16 protein-coding genes are annotated in these 18,514 nt (G+C 63.9%); 8 read left to right on the plus strand and 8 right to left on the minus strand.

The genetic code is table 11. The annotated features are described in order from the left end of the window. Positions 1–132: 132 nt before the first annotated feature. Together clpB and B0G83_RS15935 are read right to left on the minus strand one after the other, a co-directional pair. A complete protein-coding gene (gene clpB, locus B0G83_RS15930) occupies positions 133–2,730 on the minus strand; it encodes an ATP-dependent chaperone ClpB (RefSeq protein ID WP_105508347.1) in 2,598 nt (865 codons plus the stop codon). Positions 2,731–2,849: 119 nt separating this feature from the next. Then, positions 2,850–3,359, minus strand: coding sequence for an Rrf2 family transcriptional regulator (locus B0G83_RS15935; protein WP_105508348.1), 510 nt, complete (start codon positions 3,357–3,359; stop codon positions 2,850–2,852). A 377-nt stretch (positions 3,360–3,736) separates the two neighbouring features. Here B0G83_RS15935 and B0G83_RS15940 point away from each other — a divergent pair, with 377 nt between their 5' ends. Further along, positions 3,737–4,288 carry a group III truncated hemoglobin gene (locus B0G83_RS15940; RefSeq protein WP_105508349.1) on the plus strand — a complete coding sequence of 184 codons (552 nt, stop codon included), beginning with the start codon at positions 3,737–3,739 and terminating at the stop codon, positions 4,286–4,288. Positions 4,289–4,351: 63 nt separating this feature from the next. On the opposite strand, the gene B0G83_RS15945 is transcribed toward B0G83_RS15940, so the two are convergent. The 6 genes from B0G83_RS15945 to B0G83_RS15970 form a co-directional block, all read right to left on the minus strand. Further along, complete coding sequence (locus tag B0G83_RS15945) at positions 4,352–4,828, minus strand: molybdenum cofactor biosynthesis protein MoaE (protein WP_105508350.1); 477 nt, start codon at positions 4,826–4,828, stop codon at positions 4,352–4,354. Between the two features lie 39 nt (positions 4,829–4,867). Next, positions 4,868–5,125: a molybdopterin converting factor subunit 1 gene (moaD, locus tag B0G83_RS15950; RefSeq protein WP_105508351.1), complete on the minus strand. Its 258-nt coding sequence runs from the start codon at positions 5,123–5,125 to the stop codon at positions 4,868–4,870. A 26-nt stretch (positions 5,126–5,151) separates the two neighbouring features. After that, positions 5,152–6,417, minus strand: coding sequence for a gephyrin-like molybdotransferase Glp (gene glp / locus B0G83_RS15955; protein WP_105508352.1), 1,266 nt, complete (start codon positions 6,415–6,417; stop codon positions 5,152–5,154). 195 nt (positions 6,418–6,612) lie between these two features. Then, positions 6,613–8,064 (minus strand): threonine synthase, encoded by a 1,452-nt coding sequence (gene thrC, locus B0G83_RS15960; protein ID WP_105508353.1) that lies wholly within the window; start codon positions 8,062–8,064, stop codon positions 6,613–6,615. Between the two features lie 8 nt (positions 8,065–8,072). Next, positions 8,073–9,404: a homoserine dehydrogenase gene (locus B0G83_RS15965; protein ID WP_105508354.1), complete on the minus strand. Its 1,332-nt coding sequence runs from the start codon at positions 9,402–9,404 to the stop codon at positions 8,073–8,075. A 90-nt stretch (positions 9,405–9,494) separates the two neighbouring features. Beyond that, positions 9,495–10,745, minus strand: coding sequence for a pyridoxal phosphate-dependent aminotransferase (locus tag B0G83_RS15970; protein WP_105508355.1), 1,251 nt, complete (start codon positions 10,743–10,745; stop codon positions 9,495–9,497). A 511-nt stretch (positions 10,746–11,256) separates the two neighbouring features. On the opposite strand from B0G83_RS15970, the gene B0G83_RS15975 reads away from it, so the two are divergent. From B0G83_RS15975 to B0G83_RS16005, 7 genes are all read left to right on the plus strand, one after another. Next, on the plus strand, positions 11,257–11,631 hold the full coding sequence (locus B0G83_RS15975; RefSeq protein WP_105508356.1) for an Mth938-like domain-containing protein: 375 nt from the start codon (positions 11,257–11,259) through the stop codon (positions 11,629–11,631). Between the two features lie 274 nt (positions 11,632–11,905). Beyond that, a complete protein-coding gene (locus B0G83_RS15980; RefSeq protein ID WP_105508357.1) occupies positions 11,906–13,627 on the plus strand; it encodes a glycosyltransferase family 39 protein in 1,722 nt (573 codons plus the stop codon). A 25-nt stretch (positions 13,628–13,652) separates the two neighbouring features. Then, complete coding sequence (locus tag B0G83_RS15985; RefSeq protein WP_105508358.1) at positions 13,653–14,024, plus strand: SMR family transporter; 372 nt, start codon at positions 13,653–13,655, stop codon at positions 14,022–14,024. A 292-nt stretch (positions 14,025–14,316) separates the two neighbouring features. Further along, entirely contained in the window at positions 14,317–15,468 is a 1,152-nt protein-coding gene (locus B0G83_RS15990; protein ID WP_105508359.1) for a DegT/DnrJ/EryC1/StrS aminotransferase family protein, read from the plus strand. A 6-nt stretch (positions 15,469–15,474) separates the two neighbouring features. Further along, entirely contained in the window at positions 15,475–16,518 is a 1,044-nt protein-coding gene (locus B0G83_RS15995; protein WP_105508360.1) for a glycosyltransferase, read from the plus strand. After that, a complete protein-coding gene (locus tag B0G83_RS16000) occupies positions 16,515–17,462 on the plus strand; it encodes a formyltransferase (protein ID WP_105508361.1) in 948 nt (315 codons plus the stop codon). The genes B0G83_RS15995 and B0G83_RS16000 overlap by 4 nt, the downstream gene beginning before the upstream one ends. Then, positions 17,459–18,505 (plus strand): bifunctional UDP-4-keto-pentose/UDP-xylose synthase, encoded by a 1,047-nt coding sequence (locus B0G83_RS16005; protein ID WP_105508362.1) that lies wholly within the window; start codon positions 17,459–17,461, stop codon positions 18,503–18,505. The genes B0G83_RS16000 and B0G83_RS16005 overlap by 4 nt, the downstream gene beginning before the upstream one ends. Positions 18,506–18,514: the final 9 nt, after the last annotated feature.

Here is an 18,514-nt window from a genome sequence, read left to right on the forward strand (position 1 = left end):
CCACGACGCCCGCGTGTAGTTGGACCGACCCGTTGACCGGTCGGGAAACCGGGCAAAAAAAAGCGGCAACGAAGAACACTTCGTTGCCGCTTTTCTATTCGCCGAGCCGCGCCCGGCGCGAACGCATTACGCTCAATGCACGACGCGTTCGAACACCAGCTTGCCGTCGTCCACTTCGACCGGAATCACGTCTTTCGGGCCGAACTTGCCGGCCAGAATCAGCTTGGCGACCGGGTTTTCGATCTCCTGCTGGATCGCGCGCTTCAACGGCCGCGCACCGAACAGCGGATCGTAGCCGACCTTGCCGACGTGCTCGAGCGCCTCGTCCGACACGACCAGTTGCATGTCGAGCTTGGCCAGCCGCTCGTGCAAACGCTGCAGCTGGATCCGCGCGATCGACTGGATATTCGAGCGGTCGAGCGCATGGAACACCACGACGTCGTCGATCCGGTTCAGGAACTCGGGCCGGAAGTGCAGCTTCACCTCTTCCCAGACCGCGTCCTTCACCGCTTCCTGCGGTTCGCCGACCATGGCCTGGATCACCTGCGATCCGAGGTTCGACGTCATCACGATCACCGTGTTCTTGAAGTCGACGGTGCGGCCCTGGCCGTCGGTCATGCGGCCGTCGTCGAGCACTTGCAGCAGCACGTTGAACACGTCCGGATGCGCCTTCTCGATTTCGTCCAGCAGGATCACGCTGTACGGCTTGCGACGCACGGCTTCCGTCAGATAGCCGCCTTCTTCGTAACCGACGTAGCCCGGCGGCGCGCCGATCAGGCGCGCGACGCTATGCTTCTCCATGAATTCGCTCATGTCGATCCGGATCAGGTGATCTTCCGAATCGAACAGGAACGACGCCAAAGCCTTGCACAGCTCCGTCTTACCCACCCCGGTCGGGCCGAGGAACAGGAACGAACCATACGGCCGGTTCGGATCCGACAGACCCGCGCGCGAGCGGCGGATCGCATCGGCCACCGCGGTGATCGCCTCGTCCTGCCCGACCACGCGATCGTGCAGTTTTTCCTCGATCTGCAGCAGCTTTTCGCGCTCGCCTTGCATCATGCGCGAGACCGGAATGCCGGTGGAACGCGACACGACTTCCGCGATTTCCTCCGCGCCGACCTGCGTGCGCAACAGCCGCGGACGCGTCGGATTGCTTTGCTCGTTCGCTTCGGCCTTGGTCACTTCCTTCAGTTGCGCCTCGAGCCCCGGCAGCTTGCCGTACTGCAACTCGGCGACCTTCTCCAGCTTGCCCTCACGCTGCAAGCGGGTAATTTCCGCGCGGGTCTTCTCGATCTCTTCCTTCAACTGCGCGCTGCCCTGCACCGCGGCTTTTTCCGCCGTCCAGATTTCGTCGAGGTCCGAATAGTCGCGGTTCAGCTTTTCGATTTCTTCTTCGATCAACTGCAGACGTTTTTGCGACGCCTCGTCTTTTTCCTTCTTGACGGCTTCGCGCTCGATCTTCAACTGGATCAACCGACGATCGAGCCGGTCCATTTCTTCCGGCTTCGAATCGATTTCCATCTTGATCTTCGACGCGGCTTCGTCGATCAAGTCGATCGCCTTATCGGGCAGGAAACGATCCGTGATGTAGCGATGCGACAGTTCCGCCGCCGCGACGATTGCCGGGTCGGTGATATCGACGCCATGGTGCAGCTCGTACTTTTCCTGCAGGCCACGCAGAATCGCGATGGTGGCTTCCACCGACGGCTCGTCGACCAGCACCTTCTGGAAGCGGCGTTCGAGCGCGGCATCTTTTTCGATGTACTTGCGGTATTCGTCGAGCGTGGTGGCGCCGACGCAATGCAGTTCACCGCGCGAGAGCGCCGGCTTGAGCATGTTGCCCGCGTCCATTGCGCCTTCGGCCTTGCCCGCGCCGACCATGGTGTGAATTTCGTCGATGAAGACGATGGTCTGCCCTTCGTCTTTCGCGATGTCGTTCAGCACGGCCTTCAGGCGTTCCTCGAACTCGCCGCGATACTTCGCGCCGGCCAGCAACGCCGCCATATCGAGCGACAGCACGCGTTTGCCCTTGAGCGTTTCCGGCACTTCGCCGTTGACGATACGCTGCGCGAGACCTTCGACGATCGCGGTCTTACCCACGCCCGGCTCGCCGATCAGCACCGGGTTGTTCTTGGTGCGGCGTTGCAGGATCTGGATTGAACGGCGGATTTCGTCGTCGCGACCAATCACCGGATCGAGCTTGCCGGCGCGCGCGCGCTCGGTCAGGTCGACGGTGTATTTCTTCAGCGCTTCGCGCTGGCTTTCGGCGTCCTGGCTATGCACCTGCGAGCCGCCGCGGACGGCCGCGATCGCGCTTTCGAGCGACTTGCGCGACAGCCCGTGCTGCCGGGCGAGACGGCCGGCTTCGCCTTTGTCGTCCGCCACCGCGAGCAGGAACATCTCGCTCGCGATGAACGTGTCGTTGAGCTTCTGCGCTTCTTTGTCCGCCTGATTCAGCAGACCCGTCAGCTCGCGGCCGATCTGCACGTTGCCGTCGGTGCCCTGCACCTGGGGCAAGCGCGTCATGGCGTCGTTGAGCGCCGTTTGCAACGCCTGCACATGCACGCCGGCCCGCGACAGCAGCGAGCGCGCCGAACCGTCCTGCTGCGCGACGAGCGCCGACAGGACATGAACCGGTTCGATGTATTGATTGTCGTGACCGACCGCGAGACTTTGCGCGTCCGACAGTGCTTCCTGGAATTTAGTGGTGAGTTTGTCGATTCTCATCAAGAGACCTCCAATTTCGATTACCACCAAAATGAGGCGTTTCCTCCAGGTTTCAAGCGCTTTTTTGCCCTTCGCGGCAACTATTTAACATTTGACGCGAACGAAATGCCTGGCTGTCTTCAGGAGACCGGCGCGGGGTTGCCGCCGGCAGGCGCCACGGGCGCAAGCGGCATGATCGGGATGATGCTGCTCAAACCGAGCAGCGCCGCCAGCGGCCCATGCGGTTGCGCGACCTCACCGATGGTATGCCGGTCGAGCTCGACAAGGAAGGCATTACGTGCCGCTTCGAGCGCGCCGCGCAAACGGCATTGCGCCGTAATGACGCACGAGCGGCGCGCGCCCTGCTGGTCGGGAAAACAGCCGACCAGCGCGAAGTCGCTTTCCGTGACGCGAACCACGTCGCCGACGGTCAACGCGCTGCTTTTATCGGCCAGCCGCAAGCCGCCGTTGCGTCCGCGCACCGTCTCGACCCAGCCGAGTTCGCCGAGTTGCTGAACCACCTTCATTAAGTGGTTCTTGGAGATTCCGTATGCGTCCGAGATGTCCTGAATCGTCGATAATCCCTCGCCACGGACAGTGAGATACAACAGAACGCGAAGCGAATAATCCGTGTAGTCGGTCAGTCTCATAAGTGCAGTTATCACGATGAGCGCAAGCCGCGATCCGGGGGAAACCGCGCCGACGCAAGGGTTGCCGGGGACCGCCTGTTCGCCCTAAGATGCGGGCGCCGCGCATGTTTATTGTTTTTGCGTTGACAGACGGCGTTTGTCTTTCGGCAGTAATGGTAACGTTTCCCGCGTAGTCCATTCATACGAAAAGGAAGGGTTTCGCGGCTTACTTCCTTGAGTTTGCCCTTCTTTGAGGCCATTCCTGACGGTCTGTGGCACCGTGTGGAGATGGACGGCGCGGGTTGCCGTCATCTGGCATATTCATTGGCGACCTGATTGGCTCCGTTCATTGCCCACCTCGTCAACCCAATCAGCAGACCGCATTTTCTGGAATCCGCATGAATCCGTCTTTCCCCGCCGCACCGGCCGTCGAGCGCGCCGCGGAGCCCACCGAGGCGAACGTCCGCGATCTCGTCCATGCCTTTTACGACCGCGTGCGTGCGGATGCGCTGCTCGGCCCGGTTTTCGACGCAAGCCTGGCCGGCCGCTGGGACGAGCATCTGCCGAAGATGTGTCTGTTCTGGGGCAGTCTCGTGCTCGGCGCGAAGCAGTATCGCGGCAACGTGCAGCAGGCGCATCAGCCGCTCGAAGGCGTCGAGCCGCAGCACTTCAGCCGCTGGCTGTATCTGTTTCTGGATACGGTCGAGTCGCGCTACGAGCCGGCCGCCGCGATCCGTTTCATGGAGCCGGCGCTACGCATTGCGCAAAGTTTGCAGTTGAGCCGCTTCGGTTGGGACTACAGGATTCCGGCGGAGCAGCAGGCGCTGCTGGAGCGCGTCGCGCCAAAGCGTGCGCGAGATGAAGAAGATGACCATGGCGCGGCGCGTCAGGCGCGGCAGCCGGGTGAGCCGTTTCCGACGCGGATTATCGGCCGTGCAAGGGATGAGTGAGGTGAGCGGCTGGGTGGGAGTCGTCGACGGATTCCGCGGGCGATTCTGCGTCGGCTTTTCCAGCTACTCCCCCGCCCGATTCCCTGACTCGATGCCCCAGCGCGCCAGTGCGGCGTCGTCGGTGACGCGGGCGTCGACCCAGCGCTCGCCGGCCTCCGTCTTTTCCTTCTTCCAGAACGGCGCCTCGCTTTTCAGATAATCCATCACGAATTCACACGACGCGAAAGCGTCCCCCCGATGCGCCGCGGTGGTTGCCACCAGCACGATCTGATCGAGCGGATAAAGCTTGCCGACCCGGTGCACGATCAGCACCTCGATGCCGGGCCACCGCTCGCGCGCGCTGGCGACGATCGCTTCCAGCGACTTCTCCGTCATGCCCGGATAGTGTTCGAGTTCCATCGTCTCGACCGCGCTGCCCTCGTTCAGATCGCGCACAGTGCCGACGAAACAGGCCACCGCGCCGATCTTTGGATTGCGCGCGCGCAATGCGGCAACCTCGGCGCTGAGGTCGAAGTCTTCGGTCTGGACGCGAACGGGCATCTGAGGCTCCTGATGGTGGGCTAAGGCGGTGGCAGCCGATCAGCCGCCGGTAACCGGCGGAAAGAACGCAACCTCGCAGCCTTCGGTGATGCGCGTACCGGCGTCGGTCATCACATGATTGCAGGCCATGCGCAGTGCGCGACCTTCGGCCAGCGTGTCGGCCCACGCGCCGCCACGCACGCGCAGCCACGCGCGCACGTCGCCGACCGTGGCGATGCCGTCCGGCAGGTCGACCGTTTCGTCGGCCAGATCGAGCGCTTCGCGCACGCTCGCAAAATATCGCAATTGAATCTTCATCGGGATGCCGCCGGCGCGAGCCGGCCTCAGTTCAGCAATTCGGAAAAGGGAATGAAGCGCACGGTCTCGCCGGCGCTGATCGCGTGGTTCGGCGGATTGTCGATCAGGCCGTCGCCCCACACCGTCGACGTCAGCACGGCCGAGCTCTGATTCGGAAACAGATCGAGACCGCCGGCCGGGTTGATCCGCGCGCGCAGGAACTCGTTGCGGCGATCGGCCTTGTTCTGCGTGAAGTCAGCGCGCAACGACAGCGCGCGCGGCGCAACCGTCCGCACACCGGCGAGGCTCAAAATGAACGGACGCACGAACAGCAGGAACGTAGCGAAGCTGGAAACGGGGTTGCCCGGCAGACCGATAAAGAACGTTTCCGATGCGGATGCCGTGGCTGAAGCTGAACTACTCCGGGAAGCCGCCGCCTCTTCAGTCGCCGCCCCCCGCCGCACCGCACCGAACGCCAGCGGTTTGCCCGGCTTCATCGCGATCTGCCACATCGACAGACGGCCTTCGGCCTCGACCGCCGGCTTCACGTGATCCTCCTCGCCCACCGATACGCCGCCGCACGTCAGGATCAGATCATGCGCCACGGCGGCCTCTCGCAGCGTGGCGCGGGTCGCGTCCAGCTTGTCGGCGACGATGCCGTAATCGGTCACGTCGCAGCCGAGCTTGTCCAGCAGACCGCGCAGCGTAAAGCGGTTCGAGTTGTAGATCGCGCCGGGTTTGAGCGGTTCGCCCGGCATGGTCAGCTCGTCGCCGGTGAAGAACACCGCGACCTTGACGCGCCGCCGCACCGCCAGCGTCGCGCAACCGACCGAGGCCGCCAGCCCCAACGCCTGCGGCGTCAGCCGCGTACCGGCCGGCAGGATCACCGAGCCGCTGCGAATGTCCGCGCCTTGCGCGGTGATCCACTCACCCGGTTGCGGGCTGTGCAGGATCGTGACTTCGTCGCCGGCGGCTTCGGTTTGCTCCTGCATCACGATGGCGTCCGCGCCGGGCGGCACCGTTGCGCCGGTGAAGATTCGCGCCGCGGTGCCGGGCTTCAGCGCTTCGGGCGCGTGGCCGGCCGGGATGCGTTGCGAGACGGGCAAACGCTGGTTGCGGGCGTCAGCCAGGTCCGCCACGCGGATCGCGTAGCCGTCCATGGAACTGGTATGCATGGGCGGGACGTCGAGCGGCGACGTGACGTCGGCCGACAGAACCCGATTCAGCGCGTCCAGCGTGGGAATCGATTCGACGCCGTCGATCGGGCTTGCGGCGCTGAGCAGGGTCGCCAACGCTTCGGCGGTAGCGAGCATCGGAGCGCGGGGCGTGGGTGTGGACATCTCGGGTTTGGAAGCCGCAGGTTAAAAGAATATTGTAGCGGCCGACGCCGACGGCATGGGCAGCCGGGCGTTATGGAGGGATTTATGGGTGTTGGGGAGGGGTTGGCACGGGCCAGGAACGACGGTGCGTGAGCCAGGCGACCCACGCACCGCGGCACGACGAACGACTTAACCGCCCGTCTTCGCGACGATAAAGTCCTTCACACGCTGCGCATCCGCCGGCAGCACGTCGAAGCGCTGCGGCAGCGACTCCAGGCCCGAGAACGCCGCCGGCCGCTCCGGTTCGCGCCGCAGCGCTTCGCGGATCGTTTCGCCGAATTTGACGGGCTGCGCCGTCTCCAGCACGATCATCGGAATACCCGCTTGCAGATGCTCGCGCGCCACCTTCAGACCGTCGGCCGTGTGGGTATCGATCATCGTGTGGTAGCGCTCGAACACGTCGCGGATCGTTTCGAGGCGCGTTTCGTGACTGCTGCGGCCCGACACGAAACCGAATTCCCGCACGCGCGCGAAATCGCCGCTCGCGGCGAGGTCGAAACCGCCCTTCTCCTCGACGTCGCGGAACAGTTGCAACACGCGCGCCGGATCGCGGCCCAGTAGATCGAACACGAAGCGTTCGAAATTCGAGGCCTTCGAGATATCCATGCTCGGGCTGCTCGTGTGGTACGTCTCCGCAGCCTTGCGCACGCGGTAGATGCCAGTGCGGAAGAACTCGTCGAGCACGTCGTTTTCGTTCGTGGCGACCACCAGCTTCTCGATCGGCAGACCCATCATGCGCGCGATGTGCCCCGCGCACACATTGCCGAAATTGCCCGACGGCACCGTGAACGACACGCGCTCGTCGTTCGACTTCGTCGCGGCGAAATAGCCCTTGAAGTAGTACACGACCTGCGCGACGACCCGCGCCCAGTTGATCGAATTGACCGTGCCGATCTTGTGCTTCGCCTTGAACGCGTGGTCGTTCGAGACGGCCTTGACGATGTCCTGCGCGTCGTCGAACACGCCTTCCACCGCGATGTTGAAAATGTTCGGATCCTGCAGGCTGTACATCTGCGCCGTCTGGAACGCGCTCATCTTCTTGTGCGGCGAGAGCATGAACACGCTGATGCCCTGCTTGCCGCGCATGGCGTATTCGGCGGCGCTGCCGGTGTCGCCCGAGGTCGCGCCGAGAATGTTCAGCGTCTCGCCGTGTTTGGCCAGCGCGTACTCGAACAGGTTGCCGATCAACTGCATCGCCATGTCCTTGAACGCGAGCGTCGGCCCGTTCGACAACTCCAGCAACGCGAGCGGCGCGCCGTTTTCGACGCCGAGCGTCTTCAGCGGCGTGATCTGCGCGGCGCTTTCGTCGTCGCGCACGTTGCAGTACGTCGCGGCGGTGTAGGTCTTGCGGGTCAGCGCGCGCAGGTCTTCGGCGGGAATGTCGTCGCTGAATTTCGACAGGATCTCGAACGCGAGGTCCGCATACGGCAGCGTGCGCCAGCGCGTCAGTTCGTCGGCGGTAACGCGCGGATACTCGGCCGGCAGATACAGGCCGCCGTCTTTCGCGAGACCGCCCAGCAGAATCTGGGAGAAGGTGTGGCGCTCGCCGGCTCCGGCGCCGCGCGTGGAAAGATAGTTCATAGTTCGGCCTAGTTCAGCGCTTCCATGCGCAGCTTCGTGACTTGCGAGACAACGGTGCTCAATGCTTCGATCGTTCTGATCGCGGCGTTGACATGCTTTTCGACCGTTTCGTGCGTGATCAGGATGATGTCGGTTTCGCCCTTGCCGTTCGCGTCGACCTGCTCCGATTCCTTCTGCAGCAACGCGTCGATCGAGATGCCCGTATTCGCCAGAATGCGCGTGATGTCGGCCAGTACGCCGGTCACGTCCGCCACCCGCAGACGCAGGTAGTAACCGCTCGTCACGTCCTCGATCGGCAGGATCGGGGTGCTCGACAGGCTGTCTGGCTGGAACGCCAGATGCGGCACGCGATGTTCCGGGTCGGCCGTATGCAGACGCGTCACGTCGACCAGATCGGCGACCACCGCCGACGCCGTCGGCTCCGCGCCCGCGCCCTTGCCGTAGTACAGCGTGGTGCCCACAGCGTCGCCATGTACGACGACCGCGTTCATCGCGCCTTCCACGTTGGCCAGCAGGCGCTTTTCGGGAATCAGCGTGGGGTGCACGCGCAGTTCGATGCCCTTGTCGGTGCGGCGCGCGATGCCGAGCAGCTTGATGCGATAGCCGAGTTCCTCGGCGTATTTGATGTCGATCGCCGCGAGCTTGCTGATGCCTTCCACGTAAGCACGGTCGAACTGCACCGGCACGCCGAACGCGATCGCGCTCATGATCGTCGCCTTATGCGCGGCGTCCACGCCTTCGATGTCGAAGGTCGGATCGGTTTCGGCGTAACCCAGCTCCTGGGCGGCCTTCAGCGCGGTCGCGAAGTCGAGCCCGCGGTCGCGCATTTCCGAAAGAATGTAATTCGTGGTGCCGTTGATGATGCCGGCGATGTACTGGATGCGATTGGCCGTGAGCCCTTCGCGCAGCGCCTTGATGATCGGAATGCCGCCCGCCACCGCCGCTTCGAACGCCACCATGACGCCGTTGGCGCGTGCCGCTTCGAAGATTTCCGTGCCGTGCACCGCGAGCAGCGCCTTGTTGGCGGTGACCACATGCTTGCGGTTCTTGATCGCGCGCAGCACCAGATCGCGCGCCACGCCCGTGCCGCCGATCATTTCGGCCACGATATCGATCGACGGATCGTCGACCACCGCGTTGAAGTCATCGGTCAGCGCCACCGTGCCGGCTTCCGAGCCGAGCGCCGCTGTCGCTTTCGCGGGATTGCGCACGGCAATGCGCGCGATCTCGATGCCGCGGCCCGCGCGGCGTTTGATTTCTTCCTGATTGCGGCGCAGTACCGTGAAGGTGCCGCTGCCTACCGTGCCGAAGCCCAGCAGTCCCACTTTGATCGGTTCCATGCAGCGTGTGTTTTCGATTAGAGGTTGAAAAATAAACGGGTGGCGCGAGATGCGGCGCGGCCTCGGCCGCGCCTGGCTCCACATTGTGCGCTAGGCGGTGTGACGCTTGCGGTAACCGTCGAGGAAGCGCGCGATCCGGTTGATCGAATCCGCGAGGTCGTCCAGGTTCGGCAGGAACACGACGCGGAAGTGATCCGGCGTCTTCCAGTTGAAACCGGTGCCCTGCACGAGCAGCACGCGCTCTTCCAGCAGAAGATCGAGGATGAACTGCTGGTCGTCCTGAATCGGATAAATCTTCGGGTCGAGGCGCGGGAACATGTACAGCGCCGCTTCGGGCTTCACACAGCTCACGCCGGGGATCGCCGTCAGCATGTCATACGCGAGTTCGCGCTGTTTGTACAGGCGGCCGCCCGGCAGGATCAGGTCGTTGATGCTCTGGTAGCCGCCCAGCGCGGTCTGGATCGCGTACTGGCCGGGCACGTTCGGACACAGCCGCATGGAGGCCAGAATGCCGAGCCCTTCGAAGTAGTCTTTCGCGTGGCGGCGGTTCTCGCCGGCAGTGAGGCCCGAGATGAACATCCAGCCGGCGCGGTAACCGCACGCGCGATAGCTCTTCGACAGGCTGTTGAACGTGACCGTAAGCACGTCTTCGGACAGCGACGCGAGCGCCGTGTGCTGCTTGCCGTCGTAGACGATCTTGTCGTAGACCTCGTCGGCGAAGATCACGAGGCCGTGCTGGCGCGCGATCTCGATCAGGCCGAGCAGCAGTTCGTCCGAATACAGCGCGCCGGTCGGGTTGTTCGGGTTGATCACGACGAGCGCGCGCGTATTCGGTGTGATCTTCGCGCGAATGTCGTCGAGGTCGGGCATCCAGCGATTCGACTCGTCGCAGATGTAATGCACCGGCGTGCCGCCCGACAGGCTCACGCCGGCGGTCCACAGCGGGTAGTCGGGCGCCGGCAGCAGCACTTCGTCGCCGTCGTTGAGCAGGCCCTGCAGCGCCATCACGATCAGTTCGGAGGCGCCGTTGCCGATGTAGATGTCATCCAGCTCGACGCCATGCACGCCCTTTTGCTGCGTGTAATGCATGATCGCCTTGCGCGCGGCGAACACGCCCTTCGAATCGGAGTAGCCCGACGAGCCGGGCAGGTTCAGGATCATGTCCTGAATGATCTCGTCCGGCGCGTCGAACCCGAACGGCGCGAGATTGCCGATGTTCAGCTTGATGATGCGATGACCTTCTTCCTCGAGCCGTTTCGCATGTTCGAGGACGGGCCCGCGAATGTCGTAGCAGACATTCAACAATTTGTTGGACTTGAGTATCGGTTTCACGGCGGGCACGGATCCTGGTTGATGGCTTGGGCGAACCGGCGCGGGCGCGCAACGCCGGGCGGTTCGCCGATACGGGGAATTCGGTCGCAGTCCGGCCGCGATACGGCCGCGATACGGCCGCGATACGGCCGAAAACGGCCGAAAACAGCCGCCAGACGCGGATTGCATCGCCTTGACCGGCTGCGGGTCGAAACACAGCCGGAAGGCGCGCGAAAGCGGCAAAACCAAGGCAGGTAGCCGATGGGTCGCGCCCCGTATCGTCAACGCGGCTTGTGGCGGCGGATCGGCGAGGGGCGCCGCAAGGCGGCTAAAAAGTTATAATTTAGCGGATTTTGGCCGACTTCCGCAATGCACCAACCGCAACGGCAAGCCTTTTCGGCAATTTGAGCGTTGTGGGCCGCGCTGTGGGCCAGCTCGGCCCTCTCGTGTTCCACGACTCGCGTCGCCCCACCCCGCCTGTGCCCCGTGCGGCGTGGTCACGGCCTCGCATGATGCCCTACGACGACTTCGGAAAACGAATTTGAAATTACATCAGGATGCCAGCGGCGCCCTCAACACCGTCACCGGTTACGGCGCCGACTACGTCGAAATCAATCTGGTGCGTCATTCGGGCAGCATTCTCGTGCTGCCGAACGCGCCCGTCATCCCTTGGCCCGTCGCCTCTTTCGACCAGTTGAGCGCCGAGCATTTCGCCATGCTGGTGGAAGCCGCGCCCGAAGTGGTGGTGTTCGGCAGCGGCGAACGGTTGCGTTTTCCGCACCCGCGCCTGACCGCCGCGCTGACCGCGAAGCGCATCGGCGTCGAAACCATGGACTTCAAGGCCGCCTGCCGCACGTACAACATTTTGATGGCCGAGGGCCGCAAGGTCGCGGCCGCGCTGCTGATCGAAGGCTAGCAGGGCCACGGGCGCGGCTTGGTGCCCGGTCGGCGTGCGGCCGGCGTCCTCGTGCCGCGGCGACGTGTCGATCCGCCACGTGCGCCGGCGCGAAAAAAACGCGGGTGCGCGCTTCCCTACCCGCCAGCCGGCAAGTTCACGCAGCTAACAGACCGCGCACCCTGGCCGCACCGGGGCCGATAACGTACACTGCGCGCCATCGGAACCGGGCGCCGGTTCCAGACAACACCGCTTCGCCGCCCCACGCGGCGTCGCCAAACAGGTTAAAAAACCCATGAACGATACGCCGTCGAGGCTACCGCTCAACCGCACGACGATCCTGCTGCTCGTGCTGGCGCTCGCCGTGATCTGGTTCGTGCCGCTCGGCTGGCGCCATCTGCTGCCGAGCGACGAAGGCCGCTACGCCGAAATGGCGCGCGAGATGTTCGTCACCGGCGACTGGATCACGCCCCGCTACAACGGCTACAAGTATTTCGAGAAACCGCCGCTGCAAACCTGGGCGAACGCGCTGACGTTCGCCTGGTTCGGCATCGGCGAATGGCAGGCGCGGCTTTATACGGCGCTGACAGGCTTTGCCGGCGTGCTGCTGATCGGTTTCACCGGCGCGCGCGTATTCAACGCGGCCACCGGCGTGTTCGCCGCGATCGTGCTGGCCACGTCGCCGTACTGGAACCTGATGGGCCACTTCAACACGCTCGACATGGGCCTGTCGTTCTGGATGGAGCTGACGCTGTGCGCACTGCTGCTCGCGCAACGCCCCAACCTGCCGACCGCGAACGTGCGCGCATGGATGTGGGTGTGCTGGGGCGCCATGGCGCTCGCGGTGCTCTCCAAGGGTCTCGTCGGCGTGATCCTGCCGGGCGCCGTGCTGGTGCTTTACACGCCGATCTCGCGCGACTGGGCCGTCTGGAAGCGTCTGCATCTGATCGGCGGTCTGATCGTGTTCTTCGTGATCGTCACGCCGTGGTTCGTGCTGGTGCAGCAACGCAACCCCGAATTCCTCAATTTCTTCTTCATCGTCCAGCAGTTCAAACGCTATCTGACGCCGGAGCAGAACCGTCCGGGGCCGTTCTATTACTTCGTGCCGGTGCTGCTGGTGGGCTTCCTGCCGTGGCTGTCGGTGACCGTGCAGAGCCTGCGCCACGTGCTGCGCCTGCCACGCCAGCCGAACGGCTTCGCACCCGTCACGATGATGCTGGTGTGGACCGGCTTCATCTTCCTGTTCTTCAGCGCGTCGCACTCCAAGCTGCTGTCGTACACGCTGCCGATCGCCCCGCCCATCGCGCTCGTGATCGGCATGTATCTGCCGCTCGTCACGCGTGACCAGTTGCGTCGTCATCTGGCCGGCTACGCGCTGTTTCTCGTCGTCGCCGCGTTCGGCGCACTGTTCATGACGCGTTTCGGCAGCCAGCGCAATCCCGCCGAGCTGTACGCCGAATACCGCGGCTGGGTGCTGGCGGCGCTCGGCGTGGCATTCGTGCTGACGCTGGCGGCCTTGTGGCTGAACCGCCGCAGCCGGGCCGGCAGCCTCGGCGCGCTCGCCACGTTCGGCGCGGCTTGGCTGCTGCTCGGCACGATCGCCGGCACCGGTCACGAAGTGTTCGGCCGGCTGAGTTCGGGCGCGCCGCTCGCGCCCGTCATCAAGGCCGAGATCGCCAGGCTGCCGCCGGACACGCCGTTCTACTCGGTCGGCGTGCTCGACCACACGCTGCCGTTCTACGTCGACCACACGATGATCATGGTCGCGCACCCCGACGAACTGGCGTTCGGCATTTCCGTCGAACCGCAGAAGTGGCTGCCGAGCGTCGACGCGTGGGTCGCGCGCTGGAAGGCCGACCGCTATGCGCTCGCGCTGATCCCGCCGTCCACTTACGACCAGTTGCTCAAAACCGGGCTGCCGATGCAAGTGATCGCCCAGGACTCCCGCCGGGTCGTGGTGGCGAAGCCGGACGCGGCGCCGACGCCCGCGCCGGCGCTGGAAAAACCGCAATCGTGACCCCATCTCAGGAACAGATCGTTCGATGAACCCGATTTCCCTCTTCTGTATCCTCGCCGGCGTGACGTTGAACGCCTGCGCGCAGTTGCTGCTCAAAGCCGGAACGAATGCCGTTGGACACTTCGAATTCACCCGTGCGAACATCCTGCCCATCGGTTTCCGGATCGCGACCCAGCCGCCGATTATCGCCGGGCTGGCCTGTTATGTGATCAGCCTCGTCGTGTGGATCGTCGGGCTGTCGCGGGTGGACGTGTCGATCGCCTATCCGATGCTGTCGCTCGGCTACGTCGTCAATGCGTTCGCGGCGTGGTATCTGTTCGGCGAAGTCCTGTCGGTGCAGAAGCTGATCGGGATCGGCGTGATCCTGATCGGCGTGCTGATCCTGGCACGCAGCTAGGCGTCACGGTCCGGCGGCGGTTCGCCGGGTTCACTTTATTACCGTTTATTGCCCGCGCGGCCCGGTGGCCCAGCGGTTCGGGTCAGCGATTCGGGGCGACGGCGAAAGACGGCGAAAGACGCCGTCGGCAAACGCCTGGAGCGCGCCGGCATGCTGGCTCAGCAAGACGTAAGCTTGACCGCGGTATGCTGTGCGGTTGCACCTTTTTTAGTTGTGGCCTTGGGTTTGCGCGGACTTTGTGGTTTACTGCGCGCCCTCTGGCTGACAAGCCTTTCAATCGAGCGAAGCATTCATGACCCAGCCTACCGTGCCGTTTTTGCCGTTTGTGAAGCCCGAAATCGATGAAGAAACGATTCAGGGTGTCGCCGAGGTCCTGCGCTCCGGGTGGATCACCACCGGCCCGCAGAATCAGAAGTTCGAGGCGGCGCTCTCCGAGTTCTGCGGCGGCCGACCGGTGCGCACCTTCAATTCCGGCACGGCAACGCTCGAAATCGGACTGCGCATTGCCGGCGTGGGCGCAGGCGACGAAGTCATCACGACGCCCGCGTCGTGGGTCTCGACCAGCAATGTGATCTACGAAGTCGGTGCGACGCCGGTGTTCGTCGACATCGATCCGGCCACACGCAATATCGACCTCGATCTGCTCGAAAAGGCCATCACGCCGCGCACCAAGGCGCTGATTCCGGTGTTTCTATCGGGCCTGCCGGTCGATATGGACCGTCTGTATGAAATTGCCCGCGCCCACAAGCTGCGCGTGATCGAAGACGCCGCGCAGGCGTTCGGCTCGAGCTGGAACGGCGAGCGCATCGGCAAGCTGGGCGACATCGTGTCGTTCAGCTTCCATGCGAACAAGAATCTGACGTCGATCGAAGGCGGCGCGCTGGTGCTCAACAACGAGGAAGAAGCGATCCTCGCGCAGAAGTACCGTCTGCAAGGCATTACGCGCTCCGGCTTCGACGGCATGGACTGCGATCTGCTCGGCGGCAAGTACAACCTGACGGACGTCGCCGCGCGCGTCGGCCTCGGTCAGTTGCCGCATATCGAGCGCTTCACCGCGCAGCGCCGCCAATTGGCGCGCGCCTACTTCGACGGCTTCGCGGGCGGCGCGGCGGTCAAGCTGGGCCTGGGCCTGCCGCTTGCGGACTTCGACAACAGCAACTGGCACATGTACCTCGTCACGCTGCCGCTCGACAAACTGTCGATCGACCGCGCGGGTTTCATGGGCGAACTGAAAGAGCGCGGTATCGGCTCGGGCGTGCACTATCCGGCGATCCATCTGTTCTCGCTGTATAAGGCGCGCGGCTTCCGGGAAGGCATGTTCCCGCACGCCGAGCGCTACGGCGCGAGCACCGTCACGCTGCCGCTCTTCACGCAGATGAACGAAGGCGACGTGACGCGGGTCTGCCGCGCGGTCAATGAAATTTGCGAACAATACGGAAAATAAGCGGAAATGAGTTATTCGGAACATCGCGCTGTCGCACCGGAAGTGTCCATCATCATCCCGGTGTACAACGAGGAAGCCGGGCTGGCGGCGCTGTTCGCGCGCCTGTACCCGGCGCTCGACGCGCTCGGCACCGGTTATGAAGTGATCTTCATCAACGACGGCAGCCGCGACAAATCCGCCGCGCTGCTCGCCGAGCAGTTCCGCGCGCGCCCCGACACCACCCGCGTGATCCTGCTGAACGGCAACTACGGCCAGCACATGGCGATTCTCGCGGGCTTCGAGCAATCGCGCGGCGAGATCGTCATCACGCTCGACGCCGATCTGCAGAACCCGCCGGAAGAAATCGCCAAGCTGGTGGCGAAGATGCGCGAAGGCTACGACTACGTCGGCACGATCCGCCTGCAGCGCCAGGACAGCCTGTTCCGCCGCAAGGCATCGCGCGCGATGAACCGGCTGCGCGAACGCATCACCCGCATCAAGATGACGGACCAGGGCTGCATGCTGCGCGCGTACAGCCGGCACATCATCGACACGATCAACCGGTGCGGCGAAATCAACACGTTCATTCCGGCGCTCGCGTACACCTTCGCGCAGAATCCGGTCGAAATCGAAGTCGCGCACGAAGAGCGCTTTGCCGGCGAATCGAAGTACTCGCTGTATTCGCTGATCCGCCTGAATTTCGACCTCGTCACCGGTTTCTCGGTGGTGCCGCTGCAATGGCTGTCGTTCATCGGCGTGATCCTGTCGCTCGGCTCCGCGGCGCTGTTCGTGCTGCTGCTGATTCGCCGCTTTATCATCGGCGCGGAAGTGCAAGGCGTGTTCACGCTGTTCGCCGTGATCTTCTTCCTGCTCGGCGTCATCATCTTCGCGCTCGGGCTGCTCGGTGAATACATCGGCCGGATTTATCAGCAGGTACGGGCGCGTCCGCGTTATCTGGTGCAAACCATTCTCGAACAGCGCGACGGCACGACCGTGGCCGAAGCGCCGCGTCAGGCCGTCGTGCAGGCCGTGCAGGCCGCGCCGCTGGTCGATCAGGGACCGAATCCATGAAGCCGCGCGCCGTCGTATTCGCGTATCACAACGTCGGCGTGCGCTGCCTGCAGGTGCTGCTCGCGCGTGGCGTCGAAGTGGCGCTGGTCGTCACGCATGAAGACAGTCCGACCGAGAATATCTGGTTCGGCAGCGTCGCTTCGGTCGCGGCCGAGCACGGCATTCCGGTCGTCACACCGGCCGATCCGAAAAGCGCCGAACTGCGCGCCGCGGTGAGCGCCGCGCGGCCCGACTTCATCTTCTCGTTCTACTACCGCCACATGTTGCCGGTCGACCTGCTGGCGCTCGCCGCACGGGGCGCTTACAACATGCACGGCTCGCTGCTGCCGAAATACCGCGGCCGCGTGCCGACCAACTGGGCGGTAATCCACGGCGAAACCGAAACCGGCGCCACGCTGCACGAAATGGCCGCCAAGCCCGACGCGGGCGCGATCATCGCGCAAACGCCAGTGCCGATCCTGCCCGACGACACGGCCGCGCAAGTGTTCGACAAAGTCACGGTGGCCGCCGAGCAAACCCTGTGGCGCGTGCTGCCGGCATTGCTGGCCGGCGAAGCGCCGCATCTGCCGAACGATCTCGCGCACGGCAGCTATTACGGCGGGCGCAAGCCGGAAGACGGCCGCATCGACTGGACGCAATCCGCGCAGCAGGTCTATAACCTGATTCGCGCGGTCGCGCCGCCCTATCCCGGCGCGTTCACCGATCTCGGCGGACAGCGTTTGATCGTCGCGCGCGCGCGCCTGGCCGCGCCCGGCGCGCTTCGCTCGGATTTGCCCCCGGGCCTGCACGTAAGCGATAATGCCGTTTTTGCGATATGCGGCGACGGTCGCGCGATCACCATCCACGAGTTGCGGCGCCAGCTCGACGGCAACGAAACTGTCGTCACGCCGGCCGAATTCGCCCAGCTCATTCAGATTCCCTCCCAAATTCCTCGCTCCTCATGAAAAAAGTCCTGATTCTGGGTGTGAACGGCTTCATCGGCCATCACCTGTCCAAACGCATTCTCGAAACGACCGACTGGGAAGTCTTCGGGATGGACATGCAGACCGAACGTCTGGGCGACCTCGTCAATCATGAGCGGATGCACTTCTTCGAAGGCGACATCACGATCAACAAGGAATGGGTCGAGTACCACGTCAAGAAGTGCGACGTGATCCTGCCGCTGGTTGCGATCGCCACGCCCGCCACGTACGTGAAGCAGCCGCTGCGCGTGTTCGAACTCGACTTCGAGGCGAACCTGCCGATCGTGCGTTCGGCCGTGAAGTACGGCAAGCACCTCGTGTTTCCGTCCACCTCCGAGGTCTACGGCATGTGCACGGACGAGCAGTTCGATCCGGAAGAATCGCAGCTGTCGTACGGTCCGATCAACAAGCCGCGCTGGATCTACGCGTGCTCGAAGCAGCTGATGGACCGCGTGATCTGGGGTTACGGCATGGAAGGCCTGAACTTCACGCTGTTCCGTCCGTTCAACTGGATCGGCCCGGGCCTCGACTCGATCTACACGCCGAAGGAAGGCAGCTCGCGCGTGGTGACGCAGTTCCTCGGCCATATCGTGCGCGGCGAGAACATCAGCCTGGTGGACGGCGGCGCCCAGAAGCGCGCGTTCACCGATATCGACGACGGCATCGGCGCGCTGATGAAGATCATCGAGAACAAAGACGGCGTCGCCACGGGCAAGATCTACAACATCGGCAACCCGACCAACAATTTCTCGGTGCGCGAGCTCGCGCACAAGATGCTGGCGCTCGCCGCCGAGTTCCCGGAATACGCGGAGCTCGCACAGAAAGTGCAACTGGTCGAAACCTCGTCGGGCGCGTACTACGGCACCGGCTATCAGGACGTGCAGAACCGCGTGCCGAAAATCGACAACACGATGCAGGAACTCGACTGGGCGCCGAAGTCGACCTTCGACGAAGCGCTGCGCAAGATTTTCGAAGCGTATCGCGGCCACGTCGCCGAAGCGCGCGCTCTCGTCGAACAGCAATAAAGGTCGATC

The sequence above is a fragment of the Paraburkholderia sp. BL21I4N1 genome, from assembly GCF_002973525.1.
Taxonomy (GTDB): Bacteria; Pseudomonadota; Gammaproteobacteria; order Burkholderiales; family Burkholderiaceae; genus Paraburkholderia.

Bases quoted from the DNA above. Each gene is read 5' to 3' on its own strand.
- B0G83_RS15945 (WP_105508350.1), bottom strand. From the start codon at position 4,828: ATGCCCGTTCGCGTCCAGACCGAAGACTTCGACCTCAGCGCCGAGGTT.
- moaD (WP_105508351.1), bottom strand. From the start codon at position 5,125: ATGAAGATTCAATTGCGATATTTTGCGAGCGTGCGCGAAGCGCTCGAT.
- glp (WP_105508352.1), bottom strand. From the start codon at position 6,417: ATGCTCGCTACCGCCGAAGCGTTGGCGACCCTGCTCAGCGCCGCAAGC.
- B0G83_RS15980 (WP_105508357.1), top strand. From the start codon at position 11,906: ATGAACGATACGCCGTCGAGGCTACCGCTCAACCGCACGACGATCCTG.
- B0G83_RS15990 (WP_105508359.1), top strand. From the start codon at position 14,317: ATGACCCAGCCTACCGTGCCGTTTTTGCCGTTTGTGAAGCCCGAAATC.
- B0G83_RS15965 (WP_105508354.1), bottom strand. From the start codon at position 9,404: ATGGAACCGATCAAAGTGGGACTGCTGGGCTTCGGCACGGTAGGCAGC.
- B0G83_RS15935 (WP_105508348.1), bottom strand. From the start codon at position 3,359: ATGAGACTGACCGACTACACGGATTATTCGCTTCGCGTTCTGTTGTAT.
- B0G83_RS15995 (WP_105508360.1), top strand. From the start codon at position 15,475: ATGAGTTATTCGGAACATCGCGCTGTCGCACCGGAAGTGTCCATCATC.
- B0G83_RS15940 (WP_105508349.1), top strand. From the start codon at position 3,737: ATGAATCCGTCTTTCCCCGCCGCACCGGCCGTCGAGCGCGCCGCGGAG.
- clpB (WP_105508347.1), bottom strand. From the start codon at position 2,730: ATGAGAATCGACAAACTCACCACTAAATTCCAGGAAGCACTGTCGGAC.
- B0G83_RS16000 (WP_105508361.1), top strand. From the start codon at position 16,515: ATGAAGCCGCGCGCCGTCGTATTCGCGTATCACAACGTCGGCGTGCGC.
- B0G83_RS16005 (WP_105508362.1), top strand. From the start codon at position 17,459: ATGAAAAAAGTCCTGATTCTGGGTGTGAACGGCTTCATCGGCCATCAC.
- thrC (WP_105508353.1), bottom strand. From the start codon at position 8,064: ATGAACTATCTTTCCACGCGCGGCGCCGGAGCCGGCGAGCGCCACACC.
- B0G83_RS15985 (WP_105508358.1), top strand. From the start codon at position 13,653: ATGAACCCGATTTCCCTCTTCTGTATCCTCGCCGGCGTGACGTTGAAC.